Annotated in this window: 19 protein-coding genes; 12 read left to right on the top strand and 7 right to left on the bottom strand. The window is 60.7% G+C overall.

All coding sequences use genetic code 11. The annotated features are described in order from the left end of the window. Positions 1-13: 13 nt before the first annotated feature. Positions 14-2,011, bottom strand: coding sequence for a glycosyltransferase family 39 protein (locus tag IPM89_00385; protein ID QQS54372.1), 1,998 nt, complete (start codon positions 2,009-2,011; stop codon positions 14-16). Between the two features lie 560 nt (positions 2,012-2,571). On the opposite strand from IPM89_00385, the gene IPM89_00380 reads away from it, so the two are divergent. Then, a complete protein-coding gene (locus IPM89_00380) occupies positions 2,572-4,308 on the top strand; it encodes a mechanosensitive ion channel (GenBank protein ID QQS54371.1) in 1,737 nt (578 codons plus the stop codon). 184 nt (positions 4,309-4,492) lie between these two features. Here the strand turns inward: IPM89_00380 and IPM89_00375 are convergent, their stop codons facing one another. Continuing rightward, on the bottom strand, positions 4,493-4,708 hold the full coding sequence (locus IPM89_00375) for a DUF2934 domain-containing protein (protein QQS55715.1): 216 nt from the start codon (positions 4,706-4,708) through the stop codon (positions 4,493-4,495). A gap of 170 nt (positions 4,709-4,878) precedes the next feature. Next, positions 4,879-5,352 (bottom strand): hypothetical protein, encoded by a 474-nt coding sequence (locus IPM89_00370; GenBank protein QQS55714.1) that lies wholly within the window; start codon positions 5,350-5,352, stop codon positions 4,879-4,881. A 207-nt stretch (positions 5,353-5,559) separates the two neighbouring features. Here IPM89_00370 and ureE point away from each other — a divergent pair, with 207 nt between their 5' ends. The 4 genes from ureE to IPM89_00350 all read left to right on the top strand — a co-directional run bounded on the left by ureE (position 5,560) and on the right by IPM89_00350 (position 8,407). Next, positions 5,560-6,021 (top strand): urease accessory protein UreE, encoded by a 462-nt coding sequence (ureE, locus tag IPM89_00365; GenBank protein ID QQS54370.1) that lies wholly within the window; start codon positions 5,560-5,562, stop codon positions 6,019-6,021. Positions 6,022-6,246: 225 nt separating this feature from the next. Beyond that, positions 6,247-6,783, top strand: coding sequence for a 4-vinyl reductase (locus IPM89_00360; GenBank protein ID QQS55713.1), 537 nt, complete (start codon positions 6,247-6,249; stop codon positions 6,781-6,783). Further along, a complete protein-coding gene (locus tag IPM89_00355; protein ID QQS54369.1) occupies positions 6,780-7,682 on the top strand; it encodes a GGDEF domain-containing protein in 903 nt (300 codons plus the stop codon). The genes IPM89_00360 and IPM89_00355 overlap by 4 nt, the downstream gene beginning before the upstream one ends. Positions 7,683-7,729: 47 nt before the next feature. Next, positions 7,730-8,407, top strand: a complete 678-nt coding sequence (locus tag IPM89_00350) for an urease accessory protein UreF (GenBank protein QQS54368.1) — start codon at positions 7,730-7,732, stop codon at positions 8,405-8,407. 121 nt (positions 8,408-8,528) lie between these two features. Here IPM89_00350 and IPM89_00345 read toward each other — a convergent pair whose 3' ends face one another. From IPM89_00345 to IPM89_00335, 3 genes are all read right to left on the bottom strand, one after another. Further along, a complete protein-coding gene (locus IPM89_00345; GenBank protein QQS54367.1) occupies positions 8,529-8,723 on the bottom strand; it encodes a hypothetical protein in 195 nt (64 codons plus the stop codon). A 105-nt stretch (positions 8,724-8,828) separates the two neighbouring features. Beyond that, the gene (locus IPM89_00340) at positions 8,829-9,827 is read right to left on the bottom strand and encodes a GGDEF domain-containing protein (GenBank protein QQS54366.1); all 999 of its coding nucleotides are present in this window, start codon (positions 9,825-9,827) and stop codon (positions 8,829-8,831) included. 72 nt (positions 9,828-9,899) lie between these two features. After that, entirely contained in the window at positions 9,900-10,340 is a 441-nt protein-coding gene (locus IPM89_00335; GenBank protein ID QQS54365.1) for a hypothetical protein, read from the bottom strand. Between the two features lie 98 nt (positions 10,341-10,438). Between IPM89_00335 and IPM89_00330 the strand changes: the two genes are divergently transcribed. The 6 genes from IPM89_00330 (at position 10,439) to secF (ending at position 18,693) form a co-directional block, all read left to right on the top strand. Continuing rightward, positions 10,439-11,149 carry a ComF family protein gene (locus IPM89_00330; GenBank protein ID QQS54364.1) on the top strand — a complete coding sequence of 237 codons (711 nt, stop codon included), beginning with the start codon at positions 10,439-10,441 and terminating at the stop codon, positions 11,147-11,149. 120 nt (positions 11,150-11,269) lie between these two features. Next, positions 11,270-13,423: a transglutaminase family protein gene (locus IPM89_00325; protein QQS54363.1), complete on the top strand. Its 2,154-nt coding sequence runs from the start codon at positions 11,270-11,272 to the stop codon at positions 13,421-13,423. A 96-nt stretch (positions 13,424-13,519) separates the two neighbouring features. Next, entirely contained in the window at positions 13,520-15,151 is a 1,632-nt protein-coding gene (locus tag IPM89_00320; GenBank protein QQS54362.1) for an alpha-D-glucose phosphate-specific phosphoglucomutase, read from the top strand. Positions 15,152-15,506: 355 nt separating this feature from the next. Then, the gene (gene yajC, locus IPM89_00315; protein QQS55712.1) at positions 15,507-15,818 is read left to right on the top strand and encodes a preprotein translocase subunit YajC; all 312 of its coding nucleotides are present in this window, start codon (positions 15,507-15,509) and stop codon (positions 15,816-15,818) included. Positions 15,819-15,854: 36 nt separating this feature from the next. Next, complete coding sequence (gene secD / locus IPM89_00310; GenBank protein QQS54361.1) at positions 15,855-17,729, top strand: protein translocase subunit SecD; 1,875 nt, start codon at positions 15,855-15,857, stop codon at positions 17,727-17,729. A gap of 16 nt (positions 17,730-17,745) precedes the next feature. After that, the gene (gene secF, locus IPM89_00305; GenBank protein QQS54360.1) at positions 17,746-18,693 is read left to right on the top strand and encodes a protein translocase subunit SecF; all 948 of its coding nucleotides are present in this window, start codon (positions 17,746-17,748) and stop codon (positions 18,691-18,693) included. A 54-nt stretch (positions 18,694-18,747) separates the two neighbouring features. Here secF and IPM89_00300 read toward each other — a convergent pair whose 3' ends face one another. Continuing rightward, positions 18,748-19,083 carry a hypothetical protein gene (locus IPM89_00300; protein QQS54359.1) on the bottom strand — a complete coding sequence of 112 codons (336 nt, stop codon included), beginning with the start codon at positions 19,081-19,083 and terminating at the stop codon, positions 18,748-18,750. A 225-nt stretch (positions 19,084-19,308) separates the two neighbouring features. Between IPM89_00300 and IPM89_00295 the strand changes: the two genes are divergently transcribed. Then, positions 19,309-20,493 (top strand): response regulator, encoded by a 1,185-nt coding sequence (locus tag IPM89_00295; GenBank protein ID QQS54358.1) that lies wholly within the window; start codon positions 19,309-19,311, stop codon positions 20,491-20,493. Positions 20,494-20,503: the final 10 nt, after the last annotated feature.

Raw genomic sequence — 20,503 nt, 5'->3', positions numbered from 1 at the left:
GTCAATCGGCGAGTTAATTATTAGCAGAGTTTTTATCGATAGTTGGTTGGCTTCGATAGCCTTTCACCATTCGATAATAGTAAAGACCAACCTGCTGGCCATTTTTGTTGATCTTAATCTCCTTGATCTCCTGTGCTTGTTTTATATGAGAAAAGACACTCTCACTAGCCAAATCGGCTCTATTTCTACCGACTAATAATAAGGTCTTATCCTGTTGTCGGTCTATGGGAAACCAGCGCTCATACATCAAACCGTTACCACCAAACAGGTGCCAACTGGAAGTTTCAACTGCAGGATTAGATACCAATTTCTCATTGGAAGACTCGATTGCCTTAGTACGATAAAAAGCAAGACCACTGGCTACTCTATTTCTATCCATGCCGACGACTAATATCTTTTCACCTGTTTCATACTCAACCCGATTTACCAGTGCTTCAATTTCATGCCCAAAATCGTTCCATCCCAACAAATGATAGTTGTATGGATAAGAAACCCCTGGAAATCCCAGTGCTAAGTAATGCAAAAAAACACCATAGAGCAACAGGCAAATAATAATCGTCGCTGGCCAAGCATGCTGGATCCATCCAAAGAGTCTATTCAAACCGAATCGCAACTTACCTGTTACAGTCAGCGCCATATAAGGCACAATACCTAGCCAACATGGTGCGGTCCAGTGAAATTTTGTTTCCCTGAATAAACTGAGTAATACAAACACTGAAACCGGCAATAAAGTCAGGGTTGCCAATAAAGTGTAACCGCGCCTCGCTTGCGTATCCACCGGACGATTAAGAACCGCATCGCCTCCTGACAAAATGGTTTTCCTATATAACAAAATCGCAATTAGCGACAAAAATCCAGTGGGTGTAATAATTAAAATTATCGTCCCCATCAGATAAGGCAGAGAAAACTCAAACTGATCGGTCACCCTGCCACGACTCTGATACAAAAACGAGACCCACTCATGATTAGCATTCCAAATAATAACCGGTAAAAATATTATCAGGGCAATAGCAATTGCAGCATAGGGCTCCGGTCGCATTAGCCATTTTCTTGCATCACGGTCAATCAATATAAAAGCACATGCGGCAATACCCAACAAGGCGATCGTGTATTTTGCCAACATTCCTAACCCAATCGCAAGACCAATCCCTATCCAAGCTACTCGTGATTCGCGAATCAGTGCTTGATAAAAAAAATAAAGAGCCATCGCCCAACAGGCCACTAACGGTGCATCGGGGGTCATCGCCCAACCTACCGCGAAGTAGGCAGGTAGCACAGCGATCAGCAGGATTGTTTGAATATCTTTCGATTTATTACAGGCAAGACCAGTGAGTTTGTATAAAGAAATGGCCGTTATAAACCAGCATATAAAAGCGCCAAACCGAACCGCAAATTCATTATTACCCATCAGCTTCGTAAAGAGCGAAATGATCCAGGCAACCATTGGCGGATGATCTAAATACCCTATATCCAGATGCATCGCATAATTCCAATAATAAGCTTCCTCGTAAAAAAGCTCTGGCGCACTCAAATATAGCAATCGCAAAATAATTGAATATAAAATCAGTCCAACATAATAATAACGCCACTTATTAATAGATTTTTTTTGATTATTAAATTCTAAATGTAAAGCAGCAAAATTAACAGAGAAATACAATATTGAAGAGATGAAAATACAAAAATACATAACTGATACAGAGGGTACATATGAAAAACTTACCAAAGAAGATAGAATCCCACCACGCAAAAAAAGCATTAATAAAGCGATGACAAAAAACTCTATTGTCCAAGCTGATTTTGATCGAAAATCATTAGCTCTTGTTAACCAAAATTGAATCAATACATATTGAATGGCTGCCGCCGAGAGAAAACCTGTGATATGTGCAACAACCAATGAATGAGACTGCTTAAAAAAACCAAAAAAGATTACCAAGTCAACGATGGATGCTAACAAGCCTATCAATAATAGCCAGCTTTCATTAATTGATGGCTTCTCGGTTTCTGTCGGCACTTTTAACAGCCCTATTATCTGTTCTATTATCAGATGCGTTCTAGACGCGAAAAAAACCAGCAACCTATTGAATTAATATTCATTCTTAGCTCAGCACCCACACCCGAAGTACTGCCCGGCCACTCTCGAAGCTGGCTACGCCAGAAACGGCGGCGCCAGTCACCGATCAGTTCCCCCAACAGCGACAGCAAGGCGGCTGATAATAGCCCGGCGGTGGCGGTGGCGGATAGTAATAACCCATCAGATGATGAAATAATCCCGCCGCTGCTGGGTCCCGCCGCGTCGAATGATACAGCCCACCATCGTACCGGCGACAACAGGCCCGCCGGCACGGGCAACACGCCTTGCCCGCGCAATCAACACTCACGACAATCCGGCAAATCCGATGCTGTACGCCTGAAGCATAACCTGCCTCCACAAGCAAACCAACGCTGACGCCAAATCGACCGTCCGCGGTGCTCGGCCGGATTTCCCGATCGGGAAAGCTCTATAATTTTCCAGCCTTCGGGCTGTGATTTCGCGGGTTGAGCGAGTCATCCACTTGGAAGAGATCAATGGCAATGCACGGTTTCAATGACTCCGTTTCTCGGCAGGATGGCCCCGCCAAGGTAGCGCTTGCGGAAAAACCCGCAAGTAGCCGGTCAACGGCTTGGCTGCCGGTCACCGGCCTCGCGCTTTGGGCCTGGGTTGCCATCGCAACCGCCGCCACCAACACAGAAACCGGTACCCCCTACCCCCTCGCGGCAAGCAAGTACGAACGCGCGGAGGTATTGGTGGACGGACGAGCCATTCTCAGCGTGCGGGGCGTCGAGGCCTTCCCAGCGCAAAAGCGCGCCGAGGAAATTGCCGGCAGAATCGTAACCGCCGCCAGGGACCCCACCATTCCCGCCGGAGCGGTGCGGACGGAAGACAAAGGCGACCGCACCGACCTGCACGCCGGAGACCGCTTCCTGTTCAACCTGTTCGATATCGACGCCGAGCTGGAGGGGGTCAGCCGGAAAATTTTGGCCGAAGCAACCCAGCTTCGACTCATCGAAGTGATCGCATCCTACCGCCGCGACCGCAGCCCACGCGTGTTGTTGATCAACTCGCTGTACGCCCTCGCGGCCACGCTGGCGGCCATGGGGCTGTTGTTCGGTTTCCACCGGGGCTTTAATCGCCTGGATAACATCGTCGCGCTACGGCTACAGACCCATCTTAAGGCGCTGGAGGCGCAATCGGCGCGGTTCTTGAGAGCCCAGCAGTTGGCGAACGCGTTGCGTGGCGCCCTCAAGGTGATTTTCGTGCTGCTCAAGGCGGTGCTGGTATTCCTCTCTCTCAATTTCGTCCTCGGCCTGTATCCCTGGACGCGATCGTTCGCGGCATGGCTGCTCGATCTGATTCTCAACCCCTTGCACACCATGGCTCTGGCCGTGCTCGACGCAGTGCCGAATCTGATCTTTATTGCGCTCCTGATCCTGGTGACTCGCTATATCCTGAAGATGATCGAAACCTTCTTCAACAGCATCGACCAAGGGGCCATTCGGCTGGCGTCCTTCGAACGGGAATGGGCGTGGCCGACTTACCGGATTGCCCGCCTGCTGGTCATCATTTTCGCGGTGGTGATGGCCTATCCCTACGTGCCGGGCTCGCAATCCGACGCCTTTAAGGGCATCTCGATCTTTCTCGGTCTGATCATTTCTCTCGGTTCGTCCTCGATCATCGCCAATATCATCGCCGGCTACAGTCTGGCCTACCGGCGCCCGTTCAAGATCGGCGACCGGGTCAAGATCAACGGTACCGTCGGCGACGTGATGGAGATGCGGGTGCTGGTAGCCCGGCTGCGCTCGCCCAAGAACGAAGAGATCGTCCTCCCCAGCACCACGATCCTGAACGGCGAAGTCATCAACTACAGCACCCTTGCCAGAGAGCAGGGGCTGGTGCTGCACACCACCGTCGGCATCGGCTACGAGACGCCCTGGCGGCAGGTGGAAGCCATGCTGCGACTGGCCGCCGACCGCACGGTGGGCCTGCTCAAACAGCCAGCGCCGTTCGTGCTGAAAACGGCACTCGGGGATTTCGCCGTGACCTACGAACTGAATGCCTACTGCAAAGACCCCCAAGCCATGGCCCGGCTTTACTCGACGCTGCACGAGAACATTCTCGATATCTTCAACGAGTACGGCGTGGCGATCATGACCCCGGCCTACATCAGCGATCCGCCGGAACTCAAGATCGTGCCCAAGGATCAGTGGTACGCGGCGCCGGCGACACCGCCCGCGCAAAGCGCGCGGCCGAATCCAGCCAATCCAGCTTAAGCGCTGTGCGTCGATGTCCTGACACACCAGCCCGTTGCTTCCATGAGCGCTGACTCCGTTTGGCGGAGCCACCGCTTCGTCACGCCGGGGTTTTGGAAGTGGCCACCGTGGTTGGCGATATCGGGGAGCACGATGGCGGGAGGACACTCAAACTCCGGTGGGAGGATTTCCAGCCTTACCAGCCTTATGGGAGATTCCCAGCAGTTGCGCCGACAAGCTGTTCGACCCCTCGGGGCTGCTTGGCCACAGCCTCCAGGAACACCAGTGCCCCGCGGGGCGACGGCTCCGGCTGGACATACAACTGATTGATTTCGTGTTCTGCCTCTAACCAGTCTTCCATGGGACACCCCCCCTGGAAACCCCGGCGCTCGGCGCGGAAATAGGCGGCTTCCGCAATCATGTGATGCCACTGCTCAACGGAAATTTTCTTCCGGGGGGTTCTTTTCAGCTTCGACACGGCTGGGCTCCAGAAAGTCGTAAAGGCAATGATTTCATGCTACCAGATTGAAATTTCGTCAGGCCAGCCACGCTGTACCGTGGACCAACCTCCGATTGAAACTCCACCTCACGCTATTTGAACAGATCGTAGCCGACAGTGAACGCCACCGCCGCCGTGCCGAGCAGGTTGAGCTGCACGTTGAAATCGCCGAACCGGTAACCAAGCGCCGGCACCACGCCCGGCGCCACGCCATTGTGATTGTATGGGATCTTATTCTCGTAAGGTTCCTTGTAGCCGAGCAGCACGCCACCAGTCAGCTTGAAGTACAGGTTGCTGTCGATGGATTCCAGCGGCCAGGATTTCCCAAAGTAAAAATACTGGCTTTTCTGATTGAAACTGTTATTGAAGTAGGACGCGCCGACCAGCCAGCGCGAAGGGAATTGCCACTCCGCGCCAACTATCCAGGAGTAGTCGGCGTGTTCGGAGTCATGATGATAATGAATGACGCCCGGCGCGCCTTGTACCATCAATACGTCACCTTCCTCGAAAATGTCGGCCCGGACGGTGACCGTCGCCGGCAACGCCAGCAGCGCGAACCCGAGCATCGCCCAAGCGACCGCGCGCCGACGCGAACGAATCGGAAACTTTAGTGTTGGAATCATGTTCAATCCAATGAGTCGCTCAAGGGTCAGCATGGGGCTGGACGAAGCCATCGACGAGAATCCTTTTGATCAGGCGCGTCAGACGCGAGCAATTCGCAAACCGCGCGATTATGATGGATTGAGTGTGCCTTGACCACGATGACCCGAGAAATGAACGCCAACGAAAATCCGGAACTACAGATTACCGAACGCCTGCGCGAACCAATCGCTGCCCAGGCCACGCTGACCCTGCCGTTCGAGCAACGGCAGAAGAGCCGGCTGCGAACGCGGCTCGATAACGGCCGGGACGCTGGGCTGTTCCTGCCGCGCGGCACCGTGCTGCGCCACGGCGACCGCTTGCGCGCTACCAGCGGCCTCATCGTGGAGGTGCGCGCCGCCCCGGAAACCGTCTCCACCGCCCGCGCCGACGACGCCCTGCTGCTGGCGCGCGCCGCCTATCACCTCGGCAACCGCCACATTGCCCTGCAACTTGGTCCCGGCTGGCTGCGTTATTCGCACGATCACGTACTGGATGACATGGCGCGGGAACTGGGGCTGACGGTAAGCCGCGAGCAAGCGCCGTTCGAACCGGAAGCGGGGGCCTACGGCGGCGAACGCCACCACCATGCCTAGACCGGACGCAGCCGGCGTTCGATCTTCATCGAGCGCCGGCTGGCTTGCGGGGTTTTGCGCGAATGCCGGACACGTCCTTATCAAACAGGAATATAATCCCATATCGAACAGGGATATAATCCCATCTGACACAGGAGGTGCGCGTTGCGAAATTCCATGGCCGGCCAGCGGATGATTCTACCGCCGCCGACATCCCCCGTAACCTGCCTGCAAGCGAGACCAGCCATGATCCCGACCTTCGGCGAACATTATCGTTTTCAGTGGGACGACCTCGGCGATATCGAGCTGGGGCGCCCCAATCTCGGCTCGCAACTCCCGGTGGCGATCTACCGGCTAGCCCAATATACCCTGCGGGAAACGCTGGCCCAGCGCTACGGCGACGACACGGCGGGCGACATTTTGCGGGATGCCGGCTGGATCGCCGGCCGCGAGTTCTGCCTGAACGTCCTCGACCGCAACCAACCACTCAACGCCTTTATCGCCGAACTGCAGAACCAGCTTAAGGAAATGGGGATCGGCGTGCTGCGCGTGGAACGGGCCGATCCGGAAAAGCTGACATTCATGCTCACCGTCTCGGAAGATCTGGACTGCTCCGGCCTGCCGATCATGGGCACCACGGTCTGCGATTACGATGAAGGCTTTATCGCCGGCCTGCTGTATGCCTACACCGGCCAGTCCTTTTCCGCCAAGGAAATCGACTGCTGGGCCACTGGCGACCGTACCTGCCGCTTCGATGTCAAGCCCGACGCCCTCGCCGCATGAACGAGGATGACCGCCGTTATCTGACGGCGGCGGCCGGCAGGATCGAAAAACTGCTGGCCGCGCGGGGCACCAGCCCGCTGCGGCCGGTCGGGCTGACCCCGGAGCTGCAAGCCTTCGCCGAGCATTTCGACCGCCTCCTGGACGCGCTGGAGGCGTTACGCCGCTTTGCCATCACGCTGGCCAACGGTGATCTGGCTCAGGACGCGCCGCCGGGCGTCCATCTGCTCGGCCCGCTCAAGCACCTGCAATCCAGCCTGCGCCATCTGACCTGGCAAACCCAGCGGGTGGCGGAGGGCGATCTCGATCAGTATGTCGATTTTCTCGGGGAATTTTCCAATTCCTTCAACCAGATGATCGAAGCACTCCGGGAAAAGCGCGCCGCCGAGGAAAAGGTTCGCTATCTGAGCGTGCACGATTCCCTCACCGGCTTGTACAACCGCGCCTACTTCAACGAGGAACTCGACCGGCTACGTGCGGCGGGCGACTACCCGGTCAGTTTTCTGATCGCCGATCTGGACGGTCTCAAGACCGCCAACGACACCTGTGGCCACCAGGTCGGCGATCTGCTGATCAAGAAGGCCGCGCAGGTGCTCCAGCACGGCATGCGGGCCGAGGACATGGTGGCGCGCATCGGCGGCGACGAATTCGCCATTGTCCTGCATGGGACCGATGAAGAACGGGCCGCCGTCGCCATCGCTCAAATCCGCGCCACCATGGCCACCTTCAACCAACGGGACATGGTTTTCCCCATTTCCATATCGCTGGGCGCCGGTGTCGCCACCAGCCACTGCTTGCTGGAAGACGCGCTACATCGGGCGGACGAGGCGATGTATCAGGATAAAATCCAGCGCAAGGGGTACGCGCGCAATGCGCCCGCCGGCCTCGGCCAGCGCCGTTAACCGGTCACCATCGCCCGCGCCCTCGGCTGCTACCCGCCCATCCCCGCATGTCGCTAACGCTTTCCAACCTGCCACGCTTGCTGCAACTGTGCAGCCCTTCCCTACCGGTGGGGGCTTACGCCTATTCGCAGGGACTGGAATGCGCGGTGGAGCGCGGCTGGGTGCGGGACGCGGCCAGCGCCGGCGCCTGGATTCTCGGCCTGCTCGGCCACAGTATCCGACATCTGGATCTGCCGGTGTTCGCTCGCCTATACCAGGCTTGGAACACTGCCGACCCAGACACGGCGCGGCGCTGGAACGCCTGGCTCTACGCCTCGCGCGAGGCAGCGGAATTGCAGAGGGAAGATCGCCATCTCGGCACGGCGCTGGCCCGCTTGCTGACCGATCTGGGCATCGCGGAAGCGGAACCGTGGCGGAACGCGCCTCGGGTGTGTTTCGCCACCCTATTCAGCTTGGCGACGGTCAGATGGAATATTCCGCTGCCGGAGGCCACCACCGGCTACGCCTGGGCCTGGACTGAGAATCAGGTCGTCGCCGCAACCCGCCTGCTGCCGCTCGGTCAGACCGCCAGCCAGCGCCTGTTGACCGCCGCCGGCCCGGTCATCGCCGCCGCGGTGGAACAGGGCCTGAAGCTGGCGGATGAGGATATCGGCGCCGCCGCGCCAGGGCTGGCGCTGGCCGGAGCACTGCACGAAACCCAGTATTCGCGGCTGTTCCGGTCGTGAGCGGCTCCCAGGCAACCTCGGGTCAAGACGAATACCATCGAAGCGACAAATGACCCAGCATGGTTCATTTCAGCCCAGCCACGGCCGGATTGGACCGTTTTGCGCACACTGGCCAGCGATGCTAGCAAGCGCGTTTGCGCTCGATATGATCACGCGCCAAGTCAAGCAGTTCGAGTGGCGGTTCGTAGCCGGCGCGCCGGCAATGCCGCAAGTATTCGCTCAGGCGTGGCTCGACATCGTGCCGATCGGCGAGCGCGATGAGTTCCAGCAGTTCGATCATGCAGGGCGTGGGGACAGTGGCGACGGTTTGTAACATGTGGAGCTTCCTCGGATTGGAATATAAGCCTTAAAAAAATCAAGGCATGAAATATGCCAAAAACTCTTTCGGAACGCTCCGGAATCCCGGCGGATCACCGCGCCCTCAGCAACTGCTCACATTCGGCGCCGCGATCTGGCCGGAGGCGATCGATTGGGTCACCCGGTTGCGGCCCTCCCGCTTCGAGCGATACAGCGCCTGCCCGGCACGCCGTAGCAGATCTTCGGCGCCCTCCCCTTCGGCTCGCATCGCCACGCCGAAACTGGCGGTAACCGGCCCGTGCAGCGACAGGATCGACCGCCATTCCAGCCGCTGCCGGATACGCTCGGCGCCGACCACCGCGGGTTCCAACAGGGTTTCCGGCAACAACACGACAAACCTCTTCCCGTCGGATCGCATAACTAGAGCGCCTTGCCGGCTGTGTTCGCGCAACAGCGCCGCAAAATCGCGCAAAACCTCAGCGCCGGTCGCGCGCCCCCAACGCTCATTGACCTGCCTGAAATGATCCAGATCCGCGATCAGCAGACAGAGTGGGTGACGCTGGCGGCGGCTACGTTCGACTTCCACCGCCAGCACCTCTTCCAACCGCCGCCGATCCGTCTCCGTCGGCGAATCGAAATGCGTCGGTTTCCCGACCTTCGCTTCGCTCCGCGGCGACTCCCGGTTGGCGCGCGACCACTGATGCTGGATCCTGGCCAGTTCAGTGTTCAGTTGCAGCACTGTCGCCCCTAGCGCTTCCAACCCTTCCACATCGCACTCGGCCGCCACCAGCAGCCGCCCCTGCGGCCAGCGGTAGATATGACCCTGCATGGAATGGTTTTTTCGGTCCGCGCGGGCGATGTTCAGCATACCCCGATACAACAGCAGCGCGCGCCCCTGATACGGTACCAGCGCCTGCACGTCCTCCAGGTGGGGACTGATGAACAGCGCGCGCGCATCCCAGGATTGGCCACCCCTTGCCGACGGCGGCATCAGTCGCAGGAAGCTGCGGTTAGCGGCCAAAATGCGACTGTTTTCGTCCAACAGCGCGATCATGACGCTGTCGAGTTCCTGCAGGAACGTCGACAGGCCGATACCTTCCAGCGAAAGAATCACATCGTTCATGATCATTGCTCAAAAGACCCAGGTGGCCATCGCCGCGCCGATCCCGCCGAGAGACGGCGCCGAAGGCCGGTGTCAACCTCCCTGGGATACGACGGTGCCAAGCAGCGGATGACCTTCGTCGTTCAAGGGAATATCCATCCATTCATCGCGATGGATACGCCGCAAGTCCATAATGGACCAGGGAACCAAGACCAGGGCCGCCAAAATCCAGGCGATCAGATGCCAAATCCAGCCGCTGCCGGGAATGAAGGTCGCGATCACGATAAAAAACCCGGTGACCCCATAAAAGCGATAGGCCGCCTGCTGGGTGTAATACCCCACCTTCGGGTTGGGATGATGGCGATTCATCGCGTATACCAGCATCGAAGCGCCGAACCAGAAAATCAGCAGGGGAAACGGCACGAGAATCGCGATCAGATTACCGTAATTCATCAGGGCGGAAGCCCGCTTGGCGGACGAACCGCGCGCCACCTTGCCAATGACCGTATTTTCGCTTTGTTCCAGAATATGCATCACAACACCCTTGCCATGAAGAACGAACCCGCGCCTCACTGGAAAAACCAGCGGCTCCGGGAACCTGCCGCGACGCGGCCAACCCAGGACAGCGCGCCGTGACTTTCGCCTGGCCGCGCGCGCTGCGGCATGGACTCCTGCCGCCAATCTGCCTGCTGTGCGGGGCCACCGGCACGGCGGACCGCGATCTGTGCGCCGGCTGCGACGGCGACCTACCGCGCAACGCATGGGCCTGTCCGGGTTGCGCCCTGCCGCTGGCGGCCGGTGCCGATGGCGACTGCGAGTATTGCCGGGCGCGGTCGTTCAGCTTCGATCGTGCCTTCGTGCCTTTTCGCTATCGACCACCGGTGGATTTTTTAATTCTCGGGCTGAAATTCACGCATCGGCTGAGTCACGCCCGGCTGCTGGGCGAGCTGTTCGCGGCGGCGCTGGCCGAACGGAACGCGCCACCGCCCGATTGTATCATTCCGGTACCGCTGCATCCGCTACGCCTGCGGGAACGCGGGTTCAATCAGGCGCTGGAATTGGCGCGCGCCAGCGCCCGACGTTTCCGCGTGCCGCTGCTGGCCGACGGTCTGCGCCGCGTGCGCCACACCCCCCCGCAAACCCAACTGGACGCCAGCCGTCGCCACGACAACCCGCGGGGGGCATTCGCCGCCAACCGGCTTTTATCGGGACGGCGGGTGGCGCTGATGGACGACGTCGTCACCACGGCCAGTACCGTTGCCGAATGCTCCCGCATTCTACGGGCCAGTGGCGTGGCGGATATCGAAATCTGGGCCATCGGCCGCGCCGCCACCGATCCGTAAACCGTCCGCCCGCACCGCAAACCCACCCATGCTCGGCCGACGATCGGTAATAACCGTTACTTCCACGCCTGAAATCTCGTAGAATGCCGCGCCAATTTGTTTCCGGACAGCATGGGCACCATGAAAACAACCGTTCCGGCTTTCGATCAGGCCATTCGTTCTCACGACGAGCTCATCAAACGCCGCGATCTGGCGATCTGGATCGGCGCCGAACCGACTTTCACCGATCGTGCTTCCGAAGCGCCGGAGTGGCTGCATAATGCCCTCGGCTCGACCAAGGAAGCGCGCGCCCGGCAAATGCTGGCTCAGGCCCTCGGGCAAACGCCGGGAACGGCGATCCTGCGAACCTTGGGCCGACAATACTCCAAGGAAGACCGGCCACGCTGGAGCCTGGGATTGTACCGACGGCGCGACGGCCAAGCCGTCTGGTCCGGCCCACCCGATCCCCTGCTGGACAGCACACCCACCGCCCTGCCCACCGGTCAGCTTGAGGACTTCTGGGAACAACTCGCCCAGCGGCTCGGCGCATACGGCTGGCCCGCGCTACTGTTCGCGGTCGAAACCTACCCTGAACTGCGCATCGCGTTCCGCCGCGACCGACTGCCGCTACTGGCCAATCCCGAGCGAGACCCGCGACTGGCCCGCCCCAGCCCGCACGGCCAAGCGATTCCACCGCGGGGACCGCGCGACGAGCTGGCGGAACAGGGCACGTTCCTGCTCGGCATCGGCTGGCCCGGCCCGGAACAAGGTCTGGAGGCGGTCGCCGCGCCCTGCGTGGAGTTGCCGGCCTGCCCCGATGGCGAAATGTTCCAACAACTGCTGACGGCGGTCGGCGCGGCGGCCAACGCCGCCGGGCTGCCGGGGCTGATCCTCACCGGCTTTCCCCCGCCGGTGGACGCCAGCGTGGCCTGGACCACACTGACGCCGGACCCCGCCGTGGTGGAAACCAACATGGCGCCAGCGGCCGATGTCGCCACTTTCCTGGACGAAACCCGAGCCTGGTTCGCCGCCGCCGCTTCCGTCGGCCTTGCGCCCTACCGGCTGCACTACAACGGCCAGATCACCGACTCCGGCGGCGGCGGCCAACTGACCCTGGGTGGCGTCAACCCAGACCGCAGTCCCTTTCTGAGCCACCCTCGGTTGCTGCCGGCGCTGCTTGCTTATTTCAACCGCCACCCGGCCTTGTCGTTCTACTTCGCCGGCGATTTTGTCGGTAGCTCCAGCCAAGCACCGCGCCCCGACGAACGGACCACCGATATTTTCGAGGAAATGGCGCTGGCGCTGGCGCTGCTCAAGCGCCAGCGCAACCCAACGCCGGAACTGCTCTGGCAAAGCCTGTCGCCCTTTCTGGCCGATCCGGCCGGTAACCCGCATCGCGCCGAAATCAACATCGAAAAGTTGTGGAACCCTTACCTGCCTGGCCGCGGCCAGTTGGGGCTGGTGGAATTTCGCGCCTTTCGCATGCCACCCACCCCGGAACGGCTGGCAACCCTGGCGGCGCTGCTACGGGCCATCGCCGCCATGCTGGCCCAGACACCGGATTATCCCGAACCAACCCGTTGGGGCCAGGAATTGCATGATCGCTTCGCCCTGCCCTACTACCTGCGCGCCGATCTATGGGAGGTGCTGGACGAACTGGCCCGCGCCGGTCTGGGGCTGGGCCAAGCGCTGATCGCGGAACTGCTGGACGACAGCTACCACTGGCTGGCCGAGGCGACGTTCGGCGGCTGCCGGCTCACCATCCGGCGCGGTCTGGAATTCTGGCCATTGCTGGGCGACGCGCTGACCCAGGAACATGGCCATTCCCGGTTGGTGGATGCCAGCAGCGCGCGGCTGGAAATCAGTCTGCGCGCCGATCCCGACACCGAGCAACAGGATCTGGATCTGGATCTGGCCGACTGGCAGTTGACGGTAAACGGCTACCGGCTGCCGCTACGCCGGGAAGACGAGATGGACGGAAAGACTCGAGTGCATGGGCTGCGCTACCGCCGCTTCAAACCCTGGACCGGCCTGCACCCCACTCTGGAAGCCCAGGGTCCGATCGAACTGCTATTGAGTCACTCCCGCCAACCGGGCGCGCTGCGGCTCACCCTGCACGAGTGGCAGCCACAGGGCGGCGGTTACGACGGCCTGCCCCGGGATCTGGAGGAAGCGGCATGCCGCCGGGCCGCACGCTTCGTGACGGAACGGCTCGAAACCGCTCCCACCGCGCCGCCGCTGGAACCGCCGACCACCGCCCTGACCCCCTACACGCTCGACCTGCGCCGCCTCTAGGCGATTCCCCATCGGCCACCGCCTCTTATTCAATCCTGTGACCAACAGGTGCATAATGCGCCGCATCCCGAAAAACCCCAAGGAGAGTCCTGAATCATGAGCGTCGAAACCATCGCCAGCCAACCGTTCCAGGATCAAAAACCCGGCACCTCGGGGCTACGCAAGAAAGTCAAGGTGTTCGAAAAACCGCACTACCTGGAAAATTTCGTGCAGAGCATTTTCGACACGCAGAAAGGCTACCAGGACGCGCCATTGGTGGTGGGTGGCGACGGCCGCTATTACAATCGGCAGGCAATTCAGAAAATCCTGCGCATCGCCGCCGCCAACGGCTGCGGGCGTGTCTTGCTGGGTCAGGGCGGCATTTTCTCCACTCCCGCGGTTTCCCACATGATCCGCAAGCACGGCGCCTGCGGCGGCATCATCCTTTCGGCCAGTCACAATCCCGGCGGACCGGACGAGGATTTCGGCATCAAGTTCAACACCCCGAACGGTGGACCGGCCGCGGAGAAAGTGACGGAGGCCATTTACACGGCCACCCTGCACATCAACCGCTACCATGTACTGGACACGCCGGACATCGACCTGGACCAGATCGGGACTGCCTTCGTCGGCGACATGCGGGTTGAAATCGTTGATTCGGTGTGCGATTACGCTGATCTGATGGAGCAATTGTTCGACTTCGACCGAATCCGCGCGCTGTTCCAATCCGGCTTCCAAATGCGCTTCGACGCCATGCACGCGGTGACCGGCCCCTACGCCCGCGAAATCCTGGAGCACCGCCTGGGCGCGCCGGCCGGCACGGTGGTCAACGGCGTACCGCTGGAAGACTTCGGCCACGGCCACCCCGATCCGAATCTGGTGTACGCCAAAGAGCTGGCCGATCACCTGTTCGGCCCGGACGCGCCCGACTTCGGCGCGGCCTCGGACGGGGACGGCGACCGCAACATGGTGCTGGGCCGGCATTTCTTCGTCACGCCCAGCGACAGCCTGGCGGTGATCCTGGCCAACGCCGATCTGGCGCCCGGCTATCGCTCCCGCGTGACCGGCGTGGCCCGCTCGATGCCGACCAGCCAGGCGGCCGACCGGGTCGCGGCCAAATTGGGGCTGAACTGTTACGAGACCCCGACCGGCTGGAAGTTCTTCGGCAACCTGCTGGACGCCGGCAAAATCACCTTGTGCGGCGAAGAAAGTTTCGGCACCGGCTCCGACCATGTGCGCGAGAAGGACGGGCTATGGGCAGTGCTGTTCTGGCTGAACATCCTGGCCGAGCGCCGGCAATCGGTGGCGGAGATCGTGCGCGAGCACTGGCGGAACTACGGACGTAATTATTACACCCGCCATGACTACGAAGCGGTCGACAGCACCGCCGCCAACGGCCTGATCGATGCGCTGCGCGCCGCCTGCGCGACCCTGCCGGGTCAGCCACTCGGTTCGTATACGGTGGATTACGCCGACGATTTCCGCTACCTCGACTCCATCGACGACAGCGTGAGCGAGAAACAGGGCATCCGCATCGGTTTCAAGGACGGCTCACGCATCGTCTATCGTCTGTCCGGCACCGGCACCGAGGGCGCGACTCTGCGGATCTACATCGAAGCTTACGAAGCCGACCCGGCCAAGCATGATCTCGACACTCAGCAGGCGCTGGCGGAGCTGATCGGCATCGCCGACAGCCTGGCCGGCATCCGCGAGCGCACCGGGCGCAACGAACCGACGGTGATTACCTAGCCCTCGCCTCGCCCCCGCCCAATCTCGTTCTCTTCCATGGAGGGAAGAGCAGCGGCTGAGCTGTCGGTACCTTCAACCGCGGGAGCCGACGACTTCGACGGTGGAGCGCGACGGAGCGTCACGCCGCAAGATGGCCGGAAGCGCTCGCGACGATAATGAAAAACGCGGGCAAATTTCACCGCCTGTGTATAATGGCGAGTTTTAAATCAGACCCCCTGCCCGTCCCCGTGCGAACTCCGCTGCCCAGCACCGCTAACGGTCGCCCCGATTCTCGCCAGCGCGACCGCCAATCGAGACCGGCAAACCAAGAGGAACTACCGTGGAAAGCATCTTGAACGTCCTGATCCCCGCCGCCATGGCCCAAACCGGCGCTCCCTCCGGCGGCGAGCTGGGCCTGATGAACCTGCTGTTTCCCATTATTCTGATCGGCGCCTTCTACTTCCTGCTGATCCGTCCCCAGACCAAGCGTGCCAAAGAGCACAAGCAAATGGTGGATACGATCAAGAAAGGCGACGAAATCGTCTCCGGTGGCGGCGTGCTGGGTCGGGTCACCGATGTGGGCGAGAATTTCGTGCAGGTCGAAATCGCCGAAAACGTGCAGATCAGGATTCAAAAGCAATCCGTCAGCTCGCTGATGCCCAAGGGCACCTACAAAGGCACTCTGTAACCACGCCGCCTGGCGCCACGCGGGAAACGCCGTTCCATGGCCACGCCTTACACCCTGAATCAATACCCCTGGTGGAAATACCTGCTGATCGGCCTGGTGATCCTGTGGGGCCTGATTTTTGCGCTGCCCAATCTGTTCGGTGAGGATCCGGCGGTGCAAATCTCCGGTGCCCGGGCCAACACCGCCATCGATCCGGCGTTCCAGGATCGGGTCGCCGCTTTGCTCGACGCCGAAAAGCTGCCCCACAAGCGGCTGGAATTGGAGGCTGATCGCCTGCTGGTCCGCTTCGCCGACCCGGAAGAACAGCTCAAGGCCGCCGACCTCCTCAAGGATCGATTGGGCCGCGACTACATCGTCGCCCTCAACCTGGCTTCGTCGGAACCGGGATTTCTGCGGGCGCTGGGCTTGAGCCCGATGTATCTCGGCCTGGATCTGCGCGGCGGCGTGCATTTCCTGATGCAGGTGGACATGGACGCCACCATCAAACAGGTCGAGGACAGCTACGTCGAGGACATCCGCGCCCAACTGCGCGCCGAGAAGGTGTTGTACGCCTCCGTCGGCCGCGCAACGAACGGCGGCGGCATCCGCATTGAGTTCAAGGATGGCGCCGAACGCGACAAGGCCGCCCAGGTGCTGCATAAGCAACTACCCAGTCTGCAACAAAGCGAACCGGACTCGCTCAGCCTGAGACTGACTCTCGGCGAACCGGAAATCCGGGAAAAGCGCGCCTTCGCCCTGCAACAGAACATCACCACCCTGCGCAATCGAGTCAACGAACTGGGCGTGGCCGAGCCGATCATCCAACAGCAGGGCAACGACCGCATCGTGGTGCAACTGCCCGGTGTGCAGGACACCGCCCGCGCCAAGGAAATCCTCGGCGCCACCGCCACCCTGGAATTCCGGCTGGCGGACGAGGAAAACGACTGGGCTCAAGCCGCCGCCACCGGCCGCATCCCGCTCAACTCGCGGCTGTACAAGGATCGCGAGGGTCGCCCGGTGCTGCTGCAAAAACGGGTCATGCTGACCGGCGATTCCATCGTCGACGCCGCCTCCGGGCTGGATCAGCAAAGCGGCGGGGCGGCGGTGTTCGTCACTCTGGACGGCAAGGGTGCCAAGCGCTTCGAGGACGCTACCAAGGACAACATCGGCAAGCGCATGGGCGTGGTGTTCATCGAAAACAAAACCGAGACCAAGCAGGTGAACGGCGAGTTGAAGAAAACCGCCTACACGGTCGAGGAAGTCATCAACATCGCCACCATCCGCGATCGGCTGGGCCGACGCTTCCAGATCACCGGGCTGGACAGCACCCGCGAGGCCCGCGATCTGGCTCTGCTACTGCGAGCCGGCGCGCTGGCCAGCCCAATCGAAATCATTGAGGAGCGCACCGTTGGTCCCAGCGCCGGCAAGGAAAACATCGAGCAGGGCTTCCGCGCCGCCATGGTCTCGCTACTGGTGATCGCCGCGTTCATGATCGGGCGCTACCGCTGGTTCGGTGCCATCGCCACCGCCGCGCTAGCCGCCAACGTGGTGCTGATCGTGGCCGTGCTGTCCATGCTACAAGCCACGCTGACCCTGCCCGGCATCGCCGGCATCGTGCTGACCATGGGCATGGCGGTGGATGCCAACGTACTGATTTACGAACGTATCCGTGAGGAACTGCGCAACGGCAACAGCCCGCAGGCGGCGATTCACGCCGGCTTCGACCGGGCCTTCGACACCATCCTCGACTCCAACCTGACCACCCTGATCGCGGCGATCATGCTGTTCGGCTTCGGCACCGGCCCGATCAAGGGTTTCGCGGTCACCCTCAGCATCGGCATCCTGACGTCGATGTTCACTGCGGTGACTGGCTCGCGGGCGCTGGTCAACTTCATCTACGGCGGCCGCAAGCTGCAAAAACTGGCCGTCTGATCCGTCGGCACGGGAAATGGCTCCTATGTGGCGTTTGAACCTTTACAACACCAATATCGACTTTCTGCGTTGGCGCAAACTGGCGATGGGCTGGTCCGTCGCCGTGCTGCTGATCGCGCTCGGCTCGTTGCTGATCCGGGGCATGAACCTGGGACTGGATTTCACCGGCGGCACGGTGATCGAAGTGCAATACCCGGAATCGGTGGAAATCCCCATGGTGCGCGCAACCCTGGCCAAGGCCGGTTTCGGCGACGCCCAGACTCAGCACTTTGGCACGTCCAAGGATGTGCTGATCCGCATCCCGCCGCACGACCAGCGTAACGCCGCCACCCTGAGCAACGAGGTGCTGCGCGCCTTGCAGGATGCCGAGGGCGGCGCGGGCGCCACGCTGGCGCGGGCCGAGTATGTCGGGCCACAGGTGGGTCAGGAACTGGTCGAACAGGGCGGGCTGGCGGCGCTGGGCGCGCTGCTGGGCATTCTGGTCTACGTCATGTTCCGCTTCGAATGGCGGTTGGCGGTCGGCACCATCGCCGCCACCGTCCACGATGTGATCTTCACCGTGGGTTGGTTTTCGCTGCTCCATCTCGAATTCGATCTGACGGTGCTGGCGGCGGTGCTGGCGGTGATCGGCTATTCAGTCAACGACACCGTGGTAGTGCTGGACCGAATCCGCGAAAACTTCCGCAAGCGGCGCAAGGGATCGGTGCTGGAGATCATGAACCGTTCGATCAACGAGACGCTCGCGCGCACCATCATGACCAGTCTGGCCACTTTGCTGTCGGTCATCGTCCTGTACTTCCTCGGCGGCACGGTGATGCATGGTTTCTCGATCGCCATGATCGTCGGCATCCTGGTCGGCACTTACTCGTCCATTTACATCGCCAGCGCCACCGCGCTATATCTAGGTATCAACCGCGAGGATTTGTTGCCGAGAGCGAAAGACACCGCGGATGAACGCCCCTGACCCACGGCCAGGGAAGCCGTAACCGCCTTGGCCGTCTGCTCGCGCGCCACGCGCTTAGGAATTGCTCCGAAGTTGGTGAAACGGGTCCTCGTCGGCCCGCGGTTCCACCTGGTGGGCTTGCGTACTGTCCGCGCGATGGTGCAGATCGCTTTCCACTCCCCGGATCACCAAGCGCGCCCAGGCGGTGGCGATCAACCATAACAGGACACCGGCCGCAATCAGGAAACCCGGGCCGAACAGACTGCCCAGCGTGCCGCCGGCCAAGCCGTAACCGATGCTGGCCAGGCTCCCCAACCAGAATACGCCGATCGGCGCCGCGGTGCAGGTCACGCAACCGTAACGGGCGACTGCCGCGGGCGGGGCGATCAGTGCGAGCAGGGTTCGTTTCATGGCATGGTTCCTCCAGTGGAATTATTAACGTATCGTATTGGTTCAAGGTTGGATCGTTCCCACGCGAATCCTTGCCCGTGCATTTCGTGAAGATCCGACTATAACCATAGTCTCAATATTCAACTGTTGCATAACGACCGCAACGGATCGAAAACACGTTCTCCAGTCCCAATACTCGGGACACACCAAGATTATTCGACGATTCTCATGCCGTAGGAGGTCTGCATGAACATCAAAAAGGCGCTGGTGGTGGATGACTCCAAAGTCGCCCACTTAACCTTACGCAAGCTGTTACTTGAGCGCGGCATCGAGGTCGACTGGGTCGGATCGGGCGAAGATTGTATCAAGTACCTGGAAACCAAGAAGCCGGACATCATTTTCATGGATGTCATGATGCCCGGCATGGACGGCTTCGAAACCACCCGCGCCATCGCCGGGCAGCGTCAGGATGCTTCCCCCATCGTCATGTGCTCCGCCAACGCCACCGACGAGGACAAGCGGGACGCCAAGGAAAGCGGCGCGGTCGGGTTTCTCTCCAAACCTTACACCCCGGACCAACTGGATACGGTCATGCAAACGGTCAGCGAGGGTACCGCGGCCATTTCCGTGGAAGAAACCGTCGCGTCCACGACGGCCGTCCCCACGCCCAGCGTGGTCGAAAAAGCGCCGGCGGTGCTTCCCGAGTTGGCCGCGCCCCCCGAAAAAGCGGCTCCCGCCGCCGAGGCGCCGATCCGCGTCCCCGCTGGAATGTCCGAGACTGCCTCGGAAGTCGAACAAATCGCCGAACGCGTGGCCTGGGCGGCCGCGGAGAAGGTGGCCCGAGACATCATCCAGGAACTGGTACCCAACCTGACCCGCGAGATCGCGGTGCAGACCGCGCGTGGCGTCGCCGAGGATCTGGGTCGACGGGCGGCGCATGCGGCGGTGCGCGCCTCGCAGGAGGCCGCCAAACAGGTCGCCACCGAAATCGCCCGCGGTACCGCCGAACGCACGGCGCGCACCACCGCGCAGGAAAGCGCCCGAGCCGTGGCTGAACAGGCCGCCCGCGAAATCAGCGAGGGTGTTTCGCAGCGCAACGTCGCCCACGGTCTGGAGATCAACCGGGAAGGACTGCTCAAGGAAATCGAGGCCCGGGTCGACCGACACAGCAAGGAAACGTTGACCTTGGCCATAGACAGCCAGGAATTCAAACAGCAGATCATTCAGATGGTTCGCGGCGGCATTCAGCCGGTCATCGAAACCATCGCCCGGGAAAGCTCGGAACGCGCGGTCCGGCAAGCCACCGCCAACCTGAGTACCGAAACGGGCGGATCATCGGGAAACCGCGGCACCGTGGCCATGGTGATCAGCATCATCGCCCTGCTAGGAGCGGCCACCGCCCTGATCGGCTCCATACTCAAGCTATTCTGAGCCTTCTTGA

It is taken from the genome of Candidatus Competibacteraceae bacterium, assembly GCA_016699715.1.
Lineage (GTDB): Bacteria > Pseudomonadota > Gammaproteobacteria > Competibacterales > Competibacteraceae > Competibacter.
This window is presented reverse-complemented; position numbering and strand designations above follow the sequence as displayed.

Bases quoted from the DNA above. Each gene is read 5' to 3' on its own strand.
- IPM89_00380 (QQS54371.1), top strand. From the start codon at position 2,572: ATGCACGGTTTCAATGACTCCGTTTCTCGGCAGGATGGCCCCGCCAAG.
- IPM89_00375 (QQS55715.1), bottom strand. From the start codon at position 4,708: ATGATTGCGGAAGCCGCCTATTTCCGCGCCGAGCGCCGGGGTTTCCAG.
- IPM89_00370 (QQS55714.1), bottom strand. From the start codon at position 5,352: ATGCTCGGGTTCGCGCTGCTGGCGTTGCCGGCGACGGTCACCGTCCGG.
- ureE (QQS54370.1), top strand. From the start codon at position 5,560: ATGAACGCCAACGAAAATCCGGAACTACAGATTACCGAACGCCTGCGC.
- IPM89_00360 (QQS55713.1), top strand. From the start codon at position 6,247: ATGATCCCGACCTTCGGCGAACATTATCGTTTTCAGTGGGACGACCTC.
- IPM89_00355 (QQS54369.1), top strand. From the start codon at position 6,780: ATGAACGAGGATGACCGCCGTTATCTGACGGCGGCGGCCGGCAGGATC.
- IPM89_00350 (QQS54368.1), top strand. From the start codon at position 7,730: ATGTCGCTAACGCTTTCCAACCTGCCACGCTTGCTGCAACTGTGCAGC.
- IPM89_00345 (QQS54367.1), bottom strand. From the start codon at position 8,723: ATGTTACAAACCGTCGCCACTGTCCCCACGCCCTGCATGATCGAACTG.
- IPM89_00340 (QQS54366.1), bottom strand. From the start codon at position 9,827: ATGAACGATGTGATTCTTTCGCTGGAAGGTATCGGCCTGTCGACGTTC.
- IPM89_00335 (QQS54365.1), bottom strand. From the start codon at position 10,340: ATGCATATTCTGGAACAAAGCGAAAATACGGTCATTGGCAAGGTGGCG.
- IPM89_00325 (QQS54363.1), top strand. From the start codon at position 11,270: ATGAAAACAACCGTTCCGGCTTTCGATCAGGCCATTCGTTCTCACGAC.
- IPM89_00320 (QQS54362.1), top strand. From the start codon at position 13,520: ATGAGCGTCGAAACCATCGCCAGCCAACCGTTCCAGGATCAAAAACCC.
- yajC (QQS55712.1), top strand. From the start codon at position 15,507: ATGGCCCAAACCGGCGCTCCCTCCGGCGGCGAGCTGGGCCTGATGAAC.
- secD (QQS54361.1), top strand. From the start codon at position 15,855: ATGGCCACGCCTTACACCCTGAATCAATACCCCTGGTGGAAATACCTG.
- secF (QQS54360.1), top strand. From the start codon at position 17,746: ATGGCTCCTATGTGGCGTTTGAACCTTTACAACACCAATATCGACTTT.
- IPM89_00300 (QQS54359.1), bottom strand. From the start codon at position 19,083: ATGAAACGAACCCTGCTCGCACTGATCGCCCCGCCCGCGGCAGTCGCC.
- IPM89_00295 (QQS54358.1), top strand. From the start codon at position 19,309: ATGAACATCAAAAAGGCGCTGGTGGTGGATGACTCCAAAGTCGCCCAC.